This is a genomic window from Micromonospora sp. NPDC048898, from assembly GCF_043198035.1.
Classification (GTDB): Bacteria; Actinomycetota; Actinomycetes; order Mycobacteriales; family Micromonosporaceae; genus Micromonospora.
The window spans coordinates 1,191,439-1,205,007 of record NZ_JBICUF010000001.1 but is presented as its reverse complement, the minus strand read 5'-3'; the positions used below and the strand labels follow the sequence as shown (position 1 = coordinate 1,205,007).

Annotated in this window: 15 protein-coding genes; 11 read left to right on the top strand and 4 right to left on the bottom strand. The window is 71.4% G+C overall.

Translation table 11 applies throughout. From position 1 onward, the window contains the following. Window positions 1-17 precede the first annotated feature (17 nt). The 5 genes from ACGFIQ_RS05645 to ACGFIQ_RS05625 all read left to right on the top strand — a co-directional run bounded on the left by ACGFIQ_RS05645 (window position 18) and on the right by ACGFIQ_RS05625 (window position 4,636). The gene (locus tag ACGFIQ_RS05645; protein ID WP_393239597.1) at window positions 18-707 is read left to right on the top strand and encodes a 50S ribosomal protein L25/general stress protein Ctc; all 690 of its coding nucleotides are present in this window, start codon (window positions 18-20) and stop codon (window positions 705-707) included. Between the two features lie 88 nt (window positions 708-795). Beyond that, window positions 796-1,389 carry an aminoacyl-tRNA hydrolase gene (pth, locus tag ACGFIQ_RS05640; protein ID WP_393239594.1) on the top strand — a complete coding sequence of 198 codons (594 nt, stop codon included), beginning with the start codon at window positions 796-798 and terminating at the stop codon, window positions 1,387-1,389. A gap of 134 nt (window positions 1,390-1,523) precedes the next feature. Continuing rightward, complete coding sequence (locus tag ACGFIQ_RS05635) at window positions 1,524-2,354, top strand: inositol monophosphatase family protein (protein WP_357075640.1); 831 nt, start codon at window positions 1,524-1,526, stop codon at window positions 2,352-2,354. 75 nt (window positions 2,355-2,429) lie between these two features. Beyond that, a complete protein-coding gene (gene cysD, locus ACGFIQ_RS05630) occupies window positions 2,430-3,341 on the top strand; it encodes a sulfate adenylyltransferase subunit CysD (RefSeq protein WP_393239591.1) in 912 nt (303 codons plus the stop codon). Continuing rightward, a complete protein-coding gene (locus ACGFIQ_RS05625; RefSeq protein ID WP_393239588.1) occupies window positions 3,341-4,636 on the top strand; it encodes a sulfate adenylyltransferase subunit 1 in 1,296 nt (431 codons plus the stop codon). Before cysD ends, ACGFIQ_RS05625 begins: the two co-directional genes overlap by 1 nt. Before the next feature lie 115 nt (window positions 4,637-4,751). On the opposite strand, the gene galK is transcribed toward ACGFIQ_RS05625, so the two are convergent. Continuing rightward, on the bottom strand, window positions 4,752-5,921 hold the full coding sequence (gene galK, locus ACGFIQ_RS05620; protein ID WP_393239585.1) for a galactokinase: 1,170 nt from the start codon (window positions 5,919-5,921) through the stop codon (window positions 4,752-4,754). Beyond that, window positions 5,918-6,904 (bottom strand): UDP-glucose 4-epimerase GalE, encoded by a 987-nt coding sequence (gene galE / locus ACGFIQ_RS05615; RefSeq protein ID WP_393239582.1) that lies wholly within the window; start codon window positions 6,902-6,904, stop codon window positions 5,918-5,920. The genes galK and galE overlap by 4 nt, the downstream gene beginning before the upstream one ends. A 284-nt stretch (window positions 6,905-7,188) precedes the next feature. Here galE and ACGFIQ_RS05610 point away from each other — a divergent pair, with 284 nt between their 5' ends. The 6 genes from ACGFIQ_RS05610 (at window position 7,189) to ACGFIQ_RS05585 (ending at window position 11,771) form a co-directional block, all read left to right on the top strand. Next, complete coding sequence (locus ACGFIQ_RS05610) at window positions 7,189-8,208, top strand: hemolysin family protein (protein ID WP_393240375.1); 1,020 nt, start codon at window positions 7,189-7,191, stop codon at window positions 8,206-8,208. Window positions 8,209-8,241: 33 nt separating this feature from the next. Beyond that, the gene (trpS, locus tag ACGFIQ_RS05605; RefSeq protein ID WP_393239579.1) at window positions 8,242-9,267 is read left to right on the top strand and encodes a tryptophan--tRNA ligase; all 1,026 of its coding nucleotides are present in this window, start codon (window positions 8,242-8,244) and stop codon (window positions 9,265-9,267) included. Between the two features lie 13 nt (window positions 9,268-9,280). Continuing rightward, complete coding sequence (locus tag ACGFIQ_RS05600; RefSeq protein WP_393239576.1) at window positions 9,281-9,862, top strand: 2'-5' RNA ligase family protein; 582 nt, start codon at window positions 9,281-9,283, stop codon at window positions 9,860-9,862. A gap of 79 nt (window positions 9,863-9,941) precedes the next feature. After that, the gene (locus tag ACGFIQ_RS05595; protein ID WP_393239573.1) at window positions 9,942-10,868 is read left to right on the top strand and encodes a YihY/virulence factor BrkB family protein; all 927 of its coding nucleotides are present in this window, start codon (window positions 9,942-9,944) and stop codon (window positions 10,866-10,868) included. Window positions 10,869-10,885: 17 nt separating this feature from the next. Next, window positions 10,886-11,254 (top strand): GntR family transcriptional regulator, encoded by a 369-nt coding sequence (locus ACGFIQ_RS05590; protein ID WP_393239571.1) that lies wholly within the window; start codon window positions 10,886-10,888, stop codon window positions 11,252-11,254. Between the two features lie 79 nt (window positions 11,255-11,333). Beyond that, window positions 11,334-11,771 (top strand): hypothetical protein, encoded by a 438-nt coding sequence (locus tag ACGFIQ_RS05585; RefSeq protein ID WP_393239568.1) that lies wholly within the window; start codon window positions 11,334-11,336, stop codon window positions 11,769-11,771. A 10-nt stretch (window positions 11,772-11,781) separates the two neighbouring features. On the opposite strand, the gene ACGFIQ_RS05580 is transcribed toward ACGFIQ_RS05585, so the two are convergent. Together ACGFIQ_RS05580 and ACGFIQ_RS05575 are read right to left on the bottom strand one after the other, a co-directional pair. Beyond that, window positions 11,782-12,153 (bottom strand): VOC family protein, encoded by a 372-nt coding sequence (locus tag ACGFIQ_RS05580; protein WP_393239565.1) that lies wholly within the window; start codon window positions 12,151-12,153, stop codon window positions 11,782-11,784. 293 nt (window positions 12,154-12,446) lie between these two features. Continuing rightward, the gene (locus ACGFIQ_RS05575) at window positions 12,447-13,493 is read right to left on the bottom strand and encodes a LacI family DNA-binding transcriptional regulator (protein ID WP_393239563.1); all 1,047 of its coding nucleotides are present in this window, start codon (window positions 13,491-13,493) and stop codon (window positions 12,447-12,449) included. Window positions 13,494-13,569: the final 76 nt, after the last annotated feature.

Genomic DNA, 13,569 nt, shown 5'->3' with positions numbered 1-13,569 from the left:
GCATCAGGAGTTTCCCCGTGTCCGAGGTAAAGATCAGCGCCGAGCCCCGCACCGAGTTCGGCAAGGGTGGTGCCCGCCGTACCCGCCGGGCCGGCAAGGTGCCCGCCGTGCTTTACGGTCACGGCGAGAAGCCCAAGCACATCGCGCTGCCGTCGCGGGAGTTCGCCGCCGCGATCCGCAAGGGCGGTGCCAACCAGCTCTTCGCGATCGACATCGCCGACGGCACCCAGGTGCTGGCGCTGCCGAAGGCGATCCAGCGTGACCCGATCCGCGACACCTTCGAGCATGTCGACCTGATCCTGGTCCGCCGGGGCGAGAAGGTCACCGTCGAGGTCCCGGTCCAGCTGACCGGCGAGGCCGCCCGCGACACCCTGATCGTGCACGACCACGACACCCTCTCGGTGACCGCGGACGCCACCAAGGTTCCGGACCACCTCGAGGCGTCGATCGAGGGCCTGGAGGCGGGCACCCTGGTGACCGCCGGCGATGTCAAGCTGCCGACCGGCGTCGAGCTGGCCGTCGACTCGGAGCTGACCGTCGCGTCGATCACCGCCGCCCCGACCGCCGAGCAGCTCGAGGCGACGCTGCCCGAGGTCGAGGCCGCCACCGACGAGGCCGAGGCCGAGGTCGGCGAGACCACCGAGGGCTCCGAGGGCGCGGACACCGCCGAGGGCGAAGAGACCACCGAGGCGCGCACCGAGGCCTGATCGGTTCCAGCTTTGCGACAGGCGCTCCCGGACGTTCGGGAGCGCCTGTCGGCGTATCCGGTGGGATGGACGGCGAGAGGGACGGGTCGTGACGGACGAGGTGGCGGGGCCGTGGCTGGTGGTCGGCCTGGGCAACCCGGGTCGGGAGTACGCCGGTAACCGGCACAACGTCGGGTTCATGGTGGCCGACCTGCTGGCCGGGCGGTTGGGTGCGCGGTTCGGCCGGCACAAGCGGGCGGTGGCCGAGGTGGGCGAGGCGCGGCTGGGGTTCGGTGGGCCGAAGCTGGTGCTGGCGAAGCCACTGACGTACATGAACCTATCCGGCGGGCCGGTGGCGGCGCTGGCGCAGTTCTACAAGGTGCCGGCGACGCAGGTGATCGCCGTGCACGACGAGTTGGACATCGGGTTCGGCCAGGTGCGGGTCAAGTTCGGCGGCGGCGAGGGCGGGCACAACGGCCTGCGGTCGATGTCGAAGTCGTTGGGCACGAAGGACTACGTCCGGGTGCGGTTCGGCGTCGGCCGACCGCCGGGGCGGCAGGATCCGGCGGATTACGTGCTGTCGGATTTCGGCACGGCAGAGCGCAAGGAGCTGGATTTCCTGGTCGACCGGGCCGCCGACGTGGTGGAGTCGGTGATCGTCAAGGGTGTGGAGCCGACGCAGAACCTCTACCACGGGGGCTGAGTCGGGCGGGGCGTACCGGATCGGAAACGGTTGGCCGGTAGTCTGCGCCTTTCGGCGTGCCGCGACCACGACGCGGGTCGCGGCGAATCGGTCCGTGCGGGCACGGGTCGCGGCGAGGCGACGGGAGCGGGCAGATGACCAGTCCTCCGATGATCGACGGCGCGTTCGCCAGATGGTTGGCGTCCCGGGCCGGGCAGGCGTTGCTCGACCTGCGCGCCGAGATGGGCTTCGCGGACACCGGCGCGCTGAAGTCGGCCGGGGACAAGGTGTCGCACGACCTGATCCGCACGGAGTTGGCGAAGTGGCGGCCGGGCGACGCGGTGCTCTCCGAGGAGGACGAGGGGTCGCGGTTGGCCTGGGCCGCCGAGGTGAACACCGGGGCGGTGTCGCGGTTGACCTCGGACCGAGTGTGGATCATCGACCCGTTGGACGGCACCCGCGAGTTCTCCGAGGAGGGCCGCTCGGACTGGGCGGTGCACGTGGCGCTCTGGGCGCGTAACGCGCCGAGCCCGCACGGGCTGGTCGCGGGGGCGGTGGGGCTGCCGGCGCAGCACCGGGTGCTGGGCACGGACTACCCGCCGGCGTACCCGCCGATGACTGTGGAGGCCGCGACCGCCGGCGAGCGGAAGATCCGCCTGGCGGCCAGCCGGAGCCGGCCGCCGGTCTTCCTGACCGACCTGGCCGAGGACGTCGGGGCGCATCTGGTGCCGATGGGCTCGGCCGGCGCGAAGATCGCCGCCGTGGTCACCGGCGAGGTGGACGCCTACATTCACGCCGGTGGTCAGTACGAGTGGGACTCGGCGGCACCGGTGGCTGTGGCGACGGCCACCGGACTACACGCTTCCCGGATCGATGGTTCTGCGCTGAAATACAACGAGGCGGATCCGCGCCTGCCGGACCTGCTGGTCTGTCGCAAGGATCTCGCCACTCGGTTGCTTGCAGCGTTGCAGAGACATTCCGGGTAGCCTGAGGGCACTTTCTTGACATGTCCGACCGGAAAGGTCTGGAAATCGGATGATCGAGCGAATCGAGCCGGTGTCATGACCACCCCCGCCGCCTACCGGGTCTCCCACCTGGACGCCCTGGAGGCGGAGAGCATCTTCGTGATGCGCGAGGTGGTCGCCGAAATGGAACGCCCGGTGCTGCTCTTCTCCGGTGGCAAGGATTCGATAGTCATGCTGCGGCTGGCGCAGAAGGCGTTCGCTCCGGCCAGCATTCCCTTCCCGGTCATGCACGTCGACACCGGGCACAACTTCCCCGAGGTCCTGGAATACCGCGACCAGCGGGTCGCCGAGCTGGGGTTGCATCTCGTGGTGGCGAGCGTGCCGGAGGCCCTGGCCAGCGGCATGGTCCGGGAGTCCGGCGACGGGATGCGCAACCGGATCCAGACGCCGGTGCTGCTGGACGCGGTGGAGAAACACCGCTTCGACGCGCTGTTCGGGGGTGCCCGGCGCGACGAGGAGAAGGCTCGGGCCAAGGAGCGGGTGTTCAGCTTCCGCGACGAGTTCGGCCAGTGGGATCCGAAGAACCAGCGGCCGGAGCTGTGGTCGTTGTACAACGGCCGGCACCACCCGGGTGAGTCGATCCGCGTCTTCCCGCTGTCCAACTGGACCGAGCTGGACGTCTGGCACTACATCGCCCGGGAACGCATCCCGCTGCCCTCGATCTACTACGCGCACGAGCGTGAGGTGATCGAGCGCGACGGCATGGTCTACGCGGTCAACGAGTTCTTCCGCCCCCGCGCGGGTGAGGAGCGGTTCAAGGCACAGGTGCGCTACCGCACCGTGGGCGACGCCTCCTGCACCGCCGCGGTCCGTTCCGACGCGGACACCGTGGAGAAGGTCATCGAGGAGGTGGCCGCCACCCGGATCACCGAGCGTGGCGCGACCCGCGGTGACGACCGGGTCAGCGAGGCCGCCATGGAGGACCGCAAGCGGGAGGGCTACTTCTGATGAGCACCGAGATGATGGCCCCGGCCGCCGAGGCGCGGGCGATGGACCTGCTCCGGTTCGCCACCGCCGGCAGCGTGGACGACGGCAAGTCGACACTCATCGGTCGGCTGCTCTACGACACCAAGTCGCTCTTCACCGACCAGTTGGCCGCCGTCGAGGCGGTCAGCGCGGCCCGCGGTGACGAATACACCAACCTGGCGTTGCTCACCGACGGTCTGCGGGCCGAGCGGGAGCAGGGCATCACCATCGACGTGGCGTACCGGTACTTCGCCACCCCCCGGCGCAAGTTCATCATCGCCGACACCCCGGGGCACACCCAGTACACCCGCAACATGGTCACCGGCGCCTCCACCGCCGATCTGGCGTTGATCCTGGTGGACGCCCGCAAGGGCCTGGTCGAGCAGTCCCGCCGGCACGCGTTCCTGTGCTCCCTGCTGCGGGTGCCGCACCTGGTCCTCTGTGTCAACAAGATGGACCTGGTGGACTGGTCGCAGGAGGTCTTCGAACGGATCGCCGACGAGTTCACCGCGTTCGCCGCGAAGCTCGACGCACCCGACCTGACCGTGGTGCCGATCTCGGCGCTGCGCGGTGACAACATCGTCGCCCGCTCGGAGAACATGCCCTGGTACGAGGGCCCGTCGCTGCTGCACCACCTGGAGCGGGTGCACATCGCGAGTGACCGCAACCTGGTCGACGTCCGGTTCCCGGTGCAGTACGTGATCCGCCCCCAGTCGACGACCGTCACCGACTACCGCGGCTACGCCGGTCAGGTCGCCTCCGGCGTGCTCAAGCCGGGTGACGAGGTGATGGTGCTGCCGTCCGGCTTCACCAGCCGGATCTCCGCCGTGGAGACCGCCGACGGGCCGGTGCCGGAGGCGTTCCCCCCGATGTCGGTGACGGTACGACTGGCCGACGAGATCGACATCTCCCGGGGTGACCTGATCTGCCGGCCGAACAACGCACCGGCGGTCGCGCAGGACATCGAGGCGATGGTCTGCTGGATGGACGAGACAGCCCCGCTGCGGGTCGGCGGTCGGTACGCGATCAAGCACACCACCCGCTCGGCACGGGCGATCGTGCGTGGGCTGCACTACCGGTTGGACATCAACTCGCTGCACCGCGACGAGTCGGCCGACGAGCTGCGGCTCAACGAGATCGGCCGGGTGCGGCTGCGGACGACGGTGCCGCTGCTGGCCGACGAATACCGCCGCAACCGCACCACCGGTGGTTTCGTCATCATCGACGAGACCACCAACCGCACGGTCGGCGCCGCCATGATCGTCGAAGCCGGCTAACCCGGCCCCGTTCCCCCGGTTTGCGGCAAGATCGCGCTCGATCCACGAAGTAGTGGCCTCACCCACCGGGCGAGGCCACTACTTCCATGTTCGAGCACGATCACCAACCCACCGGTCAGGGCAGGCGGGTGGCGCCGGGGGAGGGGAGGACCGTCAGGGTGCCGGGGGCGGTGAAGCCTCGTTCGGCGTACGCGGCGGTCACGGCGGCGGCCACCTCGTCGGCGCGGTCGGCGTCGATCAGGGCCAGGACGCAGCCGCCGAAGCCGCCGCCGGTCATCCGGGCACCGAGCGCGCCGGCCGCCAACGCCGCCTCGACCGCCGTGTCGATCTCCGGCACGGTGATCTCGAAGTCGTCGCGCATGGAGACGTGCGACGCGGTGAGCAGGGGGCCGATGTCGCGGACCCGGGCCGCGCGCAGCAGTGCCACCGTGTCCAGTACGCGTTGGTCCTCGGTGACGACGTGTCGGACCCGTCGCCGGGTCTCCTCGTCGTCGAGTTGGGCCAGCGCGGTGTCGAGTTGGTCGACGCTCACGTCCCGCAGCGCGGCGACGCCGAGCGCGGCGGCTCCGGCCTCGCAGGAACGGCGGCGGGCAGCGTACTCACCGTCGGCGTGCCGGTGCGGTGCCCGGCTGTCGATGACGAGCACCGCCAGGCCGGCGGCGTCCAGGTCGAAGGGGATCTGCTCGACCGACTCGTCGCGGCAGTCCAGGAAGAGGGCGTGCCCGGCACGGCAGCGGATCACCGCGGACTGGTCCATGATCCCGGTCGGCGCGCCCACGTAGACGTTCTCGGCCCGCTGCGCCAGCCGGGGCTGCAGCTCCGCGGGCAGCTCCAGCCCACCGAGGTCGAGCAGGGCGGCCAGCACGGCCGACTCCAACGCGGCCGAGGAGGAGAGCCCGGAGCCCAGCGGCACGTCGGAGGCGATGGCCAGCCGCGCGCCCGGCACCGGTTGACCGGCCTCGCGCAGTGCCCAGACCACCCCGGCGACGTACGCGCCCCAGCCGGTCACCCGACCTGCCTCGGCGACGTCGTCCGCCCCGAAGGTGATCGTCTCGTCGGACAGCTCGGACCAGACCGTCCACTGCTCCGCGTCCTGCCGGTCGGCGGCGACGACTGTCTGCAACGGCAGCGCGAAGGGCAGCACGAACCCCTCGTTGTAGTCGGTGTGCTCGCCGATCAGGTTGACCCGGCCGGGAGCCGCCCAGCGGCCGGCGGCCTGGCCGCCGTACCGCGTGGTGAAGCCGGCCGCGGCCCGGTCGGCCACGGCACGCGTGGGGTCTGTCACGGCTGCTGCTCCAGGACGTGTGCGCGGTAGAAGGCCCAGGCGTCGCCGACCATGTCGTGCAGGGTCGGCTTCTGCGGCACCCAGCCCAGCTCGTCGCGGGCCAGCGCGGAGGAGGCGACCAGCTCGGCCGGGTCACCCTCGCGGCGCGGGGCCACCTCGACGGGCAGGTGGTGCCCGGTGACCTCGCGGACCACGTCGGCGACCTGGCGGTTGGTGAAGCCGTTGCCGTTGCCCAGGTTGTAGATCCGGTGTTGGCCGCCGGTGGCCGCGTCCAGTGCCAGCAGGTGCGCGCGGGCCAGGTCGGCGACGTGGATGTAGTCCCGGACGCAGGTGCCGTCCACGGTGGGGTAGTCGTCGCCGAAGAGCTGGAGCTTCTCCCGTCGGCCGGCGGCGACCTCCAGCGCGATCGGGATCAGGTGCGTCTCCGGGTCGTGCCGTTCGCCGATCGCGATGTCGCCGTCGAGGTGGGCACCCGCGACGTTGAAGTAGCGCAGCGACACGGCGGCCAGCCCGTGCGCGATCGTCTCGGAGGTGAGCGCCATGTCGACGGCGAGCTTGGTGGCGCCGTACGTGTTGGTGGGCGCCTTGACGGCGGTCTCCGGAATCGGCAGCTCGGTGGGGTTGCCGTAGACGGCGGCGGTGGAGGAGAAGACCATCCGCGGCACACCGGCGGCCCGGACCGCGTCGATCAGGGCGAGGCTGCCGACCGTGTTGTTCTGCCAGTACAGCTCCGGTTTGACCATCGACTCGCCGGCGGCGATCAGGGCGGCGAAGTGCAGCACCCCGTCGAACCCGGCGTCGCGGGTGAGGACGCGGGCGGCGTCGTGGATGGACGCCTCGACGTGGGTCGCGTCCGGGGCGAGCGCCTCGCGGTGCCCGGTGCGCAGGTCGTCCAGGACGACCACCTGGTGACCCGCGTCGAGCAGCATCCGGGTCACCACGCTGCCGATGAAGCCGGCGCCCCCGGTGACGAGCAGTTTCACGTCGTTGCCTCCTGCCTGGCCCGCCCGGGACGTGGCCTTCGCTGATCACCCTAAGGGCTGCGGCCGGCACGCTGGCCGACGGCACCGCCATCCTTATTCCATCATAATCCTTCATGATTAAACAGAGCCGAACATGTGTGGCTCGTCCGGCGAACCCCCGGTGCGGTGAGCCAACGGTGTCTACCATCTCTGTCATGCGGGAAGTGGCCCGTACCGGGCTCCGGCGACGCGTGCGGGTGCGACCCCGTCGCGACCCCGGGCCGCTCGCCCGGGCCGTCGCCCGGATGCTGGTCCGCACCGCCGACGGTGCCTCCCGACTCGTCACCGACCTGCTCGGGGCCGGGCCGGCGGCCGGCCGGGAGCGGATCACCGAGGCCGAGCTGCGGGACCTGGTCGCCGCGAACACGGTGCTCGACCCGGACGAACGGCGGATCATCGACGAGGTCCTGGTGGCCGGTGCGAGCCTGATCCGCGAGGTGATGATGCCGCGCACCGAGGTCGTCTTCCTCCCGGCGCGGCTCACCATCACCGAGGCTGCCCGGCTGGTACGCGCCGAAACGCACACCCGTTACCCGGTCACCGACGGCACCCACGACGACGTGGTCGGCTTCGTGCACCTGCGGGACGTGCTGCTGCGCCCGGACGCCGATCCGTGTGTCACAGTCGGCGAGCTGGCCCGGGAGGTGAAGCGACTGCCCGGGAGCAAACGGGTGCTACCCGCGCTCACCGAGATGCGCCGGGAGGGCCAGCACCTGGCGGTGGTGGTCGACGAGTACGGCGGCACCGCCGGCATCGTCACGCTGGAGGACCTCATCGAGGAGCTGATCGGCGAGATCCGCGACGAGTACGACGCCACTCCGGACCCGGTGCGCGCCGGCCTGCCGGCCGTCGTGGACGGTCGCCTCAACCTCGCCGACTTCGCCGAGCGGACCGGGCTGGCGCTGCCCGCCGGGCCGTACGAGACGGTCGGTGGGTTCGTGATGGCCGCGCTGGGTCGGCTCCCGGTGACCGGCGACGAGGTGCCGGTGCCCAGCGAGGCGGCCGACGACGTCGGACCGGATCCGGCCGACCCGGCGGGCGGCTGGCTGCTGCGCGTCCTCGCCCTGGACGGCCGCCGGGTGGCCCGGCTCGCGGTCTCCGCCGTCCGGGTGCCGGAACAGCGCCGCGAGCAACAACACGAGCACCACGGCACGTCGACGCGGCAGACGGCGGCCGGGCCGACGCGCCGGGTCGGCCCGGCCGCACCACCCGAGGTCAGCACCCCGACGACGGCGGGCCGCAGCCGACCCGCCAGCCCGTCATGACGGACCCACTTGCGTGCTGACAGAATTATCGCCATGTCCGACGCTCCCGCCCGTCCCCGCGTCTTCTCCGGCATCCAGCCGACGGCCGACTCGTTCCACCTCGGCAACTATCTGGGCGCGGTACGGCACTGGGTGGCACTACAGGAGACCCACGACGCGTTCTACTGCGTGGTCGACCTGCACGCCATCACCGCGGGGCACGACCCGGCGCTGTTGCGGCAGCGGACGCGGGTGGCCGCCGCCCAGCTCTTCGCGGTCGGTCTCGACCCGGAGCGCAGCACCCTGTTCGTGCAGTCGCAGGTGCCCGAACACCCGCAGCTCGCCTGGGTGCTCGGCTGCATCACCGGCTTCGGCGAGGCCAGCCGGATGACCCAGTTCAAGGACAAGTCGCAGAAGCAGGGCAACGAGCGGGCCAGCGTCGGGCTGTTCACCTACCCGGTCCTGCAGGCCGCCGACATCCTGCTCTACCAGGCCAACGCGGTCCCCGTCGGGGAGGACCAGCGCCAGCACCTGGAGCTCTCCCGGGATCTGGCCCAGCGGTTCAACTCGCTGTTCGGCCCGACGTTCACGGTGCCCGCGCCGCACATCGTCAAGGACACCGCGAAGATCACCGACCTACAGGACCCGACGGCGAAGATGTCCAAGTCGTCGTCCTCGCCGGCCGGCATCATCGACCTCCTGGAAGATCCGGCCCGGTCCGCGAAGAAGATCCGCTCGGCGGTGACGGACACCGGTCGGGAGATCGTCTTCGATGCCGAGACGAAGCCGGGTGTGTCCAACCTGCTGACCATCCACTCGGCGCTCAGCGGTCGCGGCATCGACGAGTTGGTGGCCGCGTTCGCCGGCCGCGGCTACGGCGACCTGAAGAAGGAGTTGGCCGAGGTGGTGGCGGACTTCGTCCGTCCGGTCCAGGAGCGCACCCGCGCGTACCTCGACGACCCGGCGCAGTTGGACAAGCTGCTCGCCTCCGGTGCGGAGAAGGCCCGCGCGGTGGCCGCGGCGACCCTGCGCTCCACGTACGAGCGGGTCGGGTTCTTCCCGCCCGTACGCGGCGAGTAGCGCCGCGGGACAGGTGGACGGGTCGGTGGCCGGAGGGGCGGCGCGAAGCGTGGATCGCAGTGGCGGGGTGCCGCCGACCGGCGACACCATCCAGATCGGCATCGCGGTGGACATTCCCGAGCCCTGGGGTGCCCAGCTCACCCGGCGACGGATCGAGGCCGGCGACCCGCTGGCGGTGCCCGCGCACGTGACGCTGCTCGGGCCCACCGAGATCCCGACGGCAAATCTGCCCGCCGTCGAGCGGCACCTGGCCGCCGTCGCCGCCGCGCACCTGCCGTTCGCGCTGCACCTGCGGGGCACCGGCACGTTCCGGCCGGTCACCCAGGTGGTGTTCGTCGCGGTGGCCGCCGGCATCAGCGAGTGTGAGTTGCTGGCCGCCGCCATCACCGCGGCGCCGGACCTACACCGCAGGGCCCGCTTCCCGTACCATCCGCACGTCACCGTGGCACAGGACGTGGCTCCGGAGGCCCTGGACAAGGTGTACGAGGATCTGGCCGACTTCTCCGCGATGTTCGAGGTCGACGCGTTCACCCTCTTCTCGCACAGCGGGGAGGCCCGGTGGCGGCCGCGTCGGGACTTCCGCCTCGGCGACTGACCCGTCGGCGACGCGCCGGTAGGTGAGCATCGGGAGCCGGTTGCCACTACGGCGGTGGGAGATCGGCGAGGATGATCGCGTGAACGTGATCGGCGGGATCGAGGCGGCCATCGACCGCTGGGTGAGCGCCGCGCGCCACCGGTCGGGGCTCTTCGATCACCTCTGGCGCGCCGGCGCCCTGTACGGCGAGGTGCTGGCCGGTCGGCTGGCCGCCGCGATCGCCTACTACGGCTTCTTCGCGGTGTTCGCCCTCGCCCTCGTCGCGTTCTCCATCTTCGGTGCGATCCTGGAGGACAACGACGACGTCAGCGCGGCGGCGGCCGGCTTCCTCAAGGAGAACCTGCCCTTCCTGGACGCCGAGCAGATCGCCAACTCCAGCGGCACGGTCGGGGTGGTCGGCCTGGTCATCCTGGTCTTCACCGGGATCGGCTGGGTGGAGGCCATCCGGTCCTCGCAGCGGCTGATGTACGCGCTCAACCAGCAGCCCGGCAACCTGGTGATCCGGCGGCTGGTCGACCTGGGCGTGATGATCGGCATCTTCGTGCTGCTCGGTGTCTCGGTCGCGGCGGTGGACGCGTTGGAGTCGCTGCTGCGTTTCCTGCTGCGCAGCACCGGGTCGGTCGGTCTCACCACGATCAGCGCGGTGCTCAGCGTGCTTGTCAACGCGGTACTCGCCACCGCGTTGCTCCTCGCGGTGCCCCGGCTGCGGATGAGCCGGTCCCGGCTGCGTCCGGTGGTGCTGCTGGTCGCGGTCGGCATCACCCTGCTGAACACGGTGGGGCGCTACTACGTGGTGCGCACCGAGCGCAACCCGGCGTACACGGTGGTGGCCGGCGCCGTCGGTCTGCTGCTCTACCTCTACCTGCTCAACCAACTGGTGCTGTTCGGTGCGGCCCTGCTCGCGACCAGCACCAACGGTCGGGTGGTGGACCTGGCGGAGACCCCCGCCGCGCCGAAGGTGATCGACGAGGACACCGATCCCGGTACGCCGGGCGGTGCGGGCTGAGGACGGAAGGTGTGCAGGTGCTGATCTCGGTCGACCCGGACTCGTCGGTGCCCCCGTACGAGCAGGTTCGCGGGCAACTCGCCGAGCTGATCGGCGACGGTCGGCTGCCGGTGGGCAGTCGACTGCCCACCGTCCGGCAGCTCGCCGCCGACCTGACGTTGGCGGCGAACACGGTGGCCCGGGCGTACCGGGAGTTGGAGGCTGCCGGTCTGCTGGAGACCCGGGGGCGCAACGGCACGTTCGTCGCCCCCGGGCGGGACGACGCCGTCGACCGGCTCCAGCGGGCGGCGGCCGGCTACGCGGCCGAGGCGGCACGGCTCGGCGTACTGCCGGCCACCGCACTCGCCCTGGTCCGCGCAGCCCTGGATGCGACCCGCCCCGGCTGAGGGCGTCGATCACCCGCCGGACGGGCGAAAACTGAACCGAAAGCCGTCGGCGCTCGCGTTCGCGGACCATGATGAGCCGGTGGGCGCACTCATGACACTGGACCTGCCGGCCGACTCGCCGCTCCTCGGTCTGCCGTGGATCATCACCTTCGGTCCGCTCGGCGACCTCGACGAGTGGGAGCCGGTGGTCTGTGGGCCGTACGAGCGGCCACACGCGTTGGCGCTGGCCGAGGCGGTGGTGGCCGAGGAGCAACTGATGGCGGTGGTGGAGCCGTTGCTGCCGGCGTTGTCGGCCGACGAGATCCGCAGTGAGATCGCCGCCGCGCAGGTCGCCGCCGAGGACGAGGCCCGCCAGGTCGAGGGCGCCGACCTGTACGGCGACTTCGAGGACGTGATCGACGAGGAGTTGGACGCCGCCGCCGACGAGGCGGGCCACGGTGCGCCCGCCGAGCCGCCGGACGAGGCCGAGGTACGCGAGGGCTTCACCCGGATCGCGGCGCTGCTCACCGCGAAGTGACCCCGGGCCGTCAGCGGGTCGGCGGACCATCCAGCACGCAGAACTCGTTGCCCTCCGGGTCGGCGAGCACCGTGAACCGTTCGGTCCCGGTCTGCCCGACGTCGATGTGCCGCGCACCGAGGCCCAGCAGCCGTCGTACCTCGGTCTCGGGATCCGTGTCCGCGACCAGGTCGAGGTGCAGTCGGTTCTTGCCCCGCTTGGCGGTGCCCGAGCCCTGCAACCACACCGGGGGCGCGGCGGCGGAGGGCTGCCCCGGCGGCCAGAGCTTGGCGCTGCCGTCGTCGCCCTGCTCGACCTCGTAGCCGAGCGCCGCCGACCAGAACGCGACCATCACGTCCAGGTCCTCGACGTCGAGCGTGCACTGCGCGATCCGTACCCCCATCGGGTCACCTCCGTAGCGACGGTGCCCGATGCGGTACCCGCGACGGTTGCGGGTCACACCACCCGCGTCACACGGACACCGGCGCCACGCGGAGCGGACTCCGCGCGGCGCCGGTGGCACCTCACCCCCCACCACAAGGGGCCGGTAGCCCAGTCGCCCGCCGGCGCGGGGCACGACGAACGACCAGGTCGAGAAGGTCTTACCCGTTCAGCGCCGTGGTAACCAGACGCCGGCCCGGGGCGGGGTGGCGGTGCTGATCATCGGAGCAATATGCCGCCTCGCAGTTGCAAGAGTCAAGCAGTTCTTGCGTAAGGCAGCCGTGCGGCACTCGGTACGACGGCGGTCGAGCCGCGCACCACCAGCTCCGGGCGGAACAGGTACTCCGAGTGCGGAGCGCCGTACCCGTTGATCTCGTCGACCAGCGCCCGGACGGCGGCCACCGCCATCGCGACGACCGGCTGCCGCATGGTCGTCAGCGGCGGGTCGGTGAAGGCCATCAGCGGCGAGTCGTCGTAGCCGACCACGGAGACGTCGTCGGGCACGCGGAGGCCGCGCTGGCGGGCCGCCCGGATCGCGCCGAGCGCCATCAGGTCGGAGCCGCAGACCACGCCCGTGACACCGCGGTCGAGCAGGCGGCCGGCCGCGGCCTCGCCACCCTCCACACCGAACAGCGACAGCTCGGCGAGCGGGCCGAGGTCGGCCTCCGCGACACCGGCGAGTCGGGTCATCGCGGAGCGCCAGCCGGCCACCTTGCGTCGCACCGGGACGAACCGGTCCGGGCCGGTGATCAGCCCGATCCGTCGGTGCCCGAGCGCGACCAGATGGGCGACGGCCAGCTCGGCGGCCTCCCGGTCGTCGCAGGAGACGAAGGGGGCGCCGATGTCGGGTACGTACCCGTTGACCAGCACGATCGGCAGCGGTCGGGCGAGCAGCGCACGGTAGCGGTCGTGGTTGGCGGCGGCGTCGGCGTGCAGCCCGGAGACGAAGACGATGCCGGAGACCTGCCGGTCCAGCAGCATCTCGGTGTACTCGTCCTCGGTCACGCCACCGGCGGTCTGGGTGCAGAGGACCGGGGTGAACCCACTCTGTGCCAGGGTCGACTCGATGACCTGGGCGAAGGCGGGGAAGATCGGGTTGTCCAGCTCCGGTACCACCAGGCCGACCAGCCCGGCGTTGCGCTTGCGCAGCCGGGCCGGGCGCTCGTAGCCGAGCACGTCCAGTGCGGTGAGGACGGCCTGCCGGGTGTCCGGGGCCACGCCGGGACGGTCGTTGAGCACCCGCGACACCGTGGCCTCGCTGACCTCGGCCTGCTGGGCGATGTCGGACAGTCGAGCGCGCATGGCGGCACCTTAGCCCACCGGCAAGTTCTTGCGGCGCGTCCCGCAAGCCGTTCCATCGTCTGCAAACTCTTGCTGA

Bases quoted from the DNA above. Each gene is read 5' to 3' on its own strand.
- trpS (WP_393239579.1), top strand. From the start codon at position 8,242: ATGTCCGACGCTCCCGCCCGTCCCCGCGTCTTCTCCGGCATCCAGCCG.
- ACGFIQ_RS05580 (WP_393239565.1), bottom strand. From the start codon at position 12,153: ATGGGGGTACGGATCGCGCAGTGCACGCTCGACGTCGAGGACCTGGAC.
- ACGFIQ_RS05635 (WP_357075640.1), top strand. From the start codon at position 1,524: ATGACCAGTCCTCCGATGATCGACGGCGCGTTCGCCAGATGGTTGGCG.
- cysD (WP_393239591.1), top strand. From the start codon at position 2,430: ATGACCACCCCCGCCGCCTACCGGGTCTCCCACCTGGACGCCCTGGAG.
- ACGFIQ_RS05575 (WP_393239563.1), bottom strand. From the start codon at position 13,493: ATGCGCGCTCGACTGTCCGACATCGCCCAGCAGGCCGAGGTCAGCGAG.
- ACGFIQ_RS05625 (WP_393239588.1), top strand. From the start codon at position 3,341: ATGAGCACCGAGATGATGGCCCCGGCCGCCGAGGCGCGGGCGATGGAC.
- ACGFIQ_RS05610 (WP_393240375.1), top strand. From the start codon at position 7,189: ATGCTGGTCCGCACCGCCGACGGTGCCTCCCGACTCGTCACCGACCTG.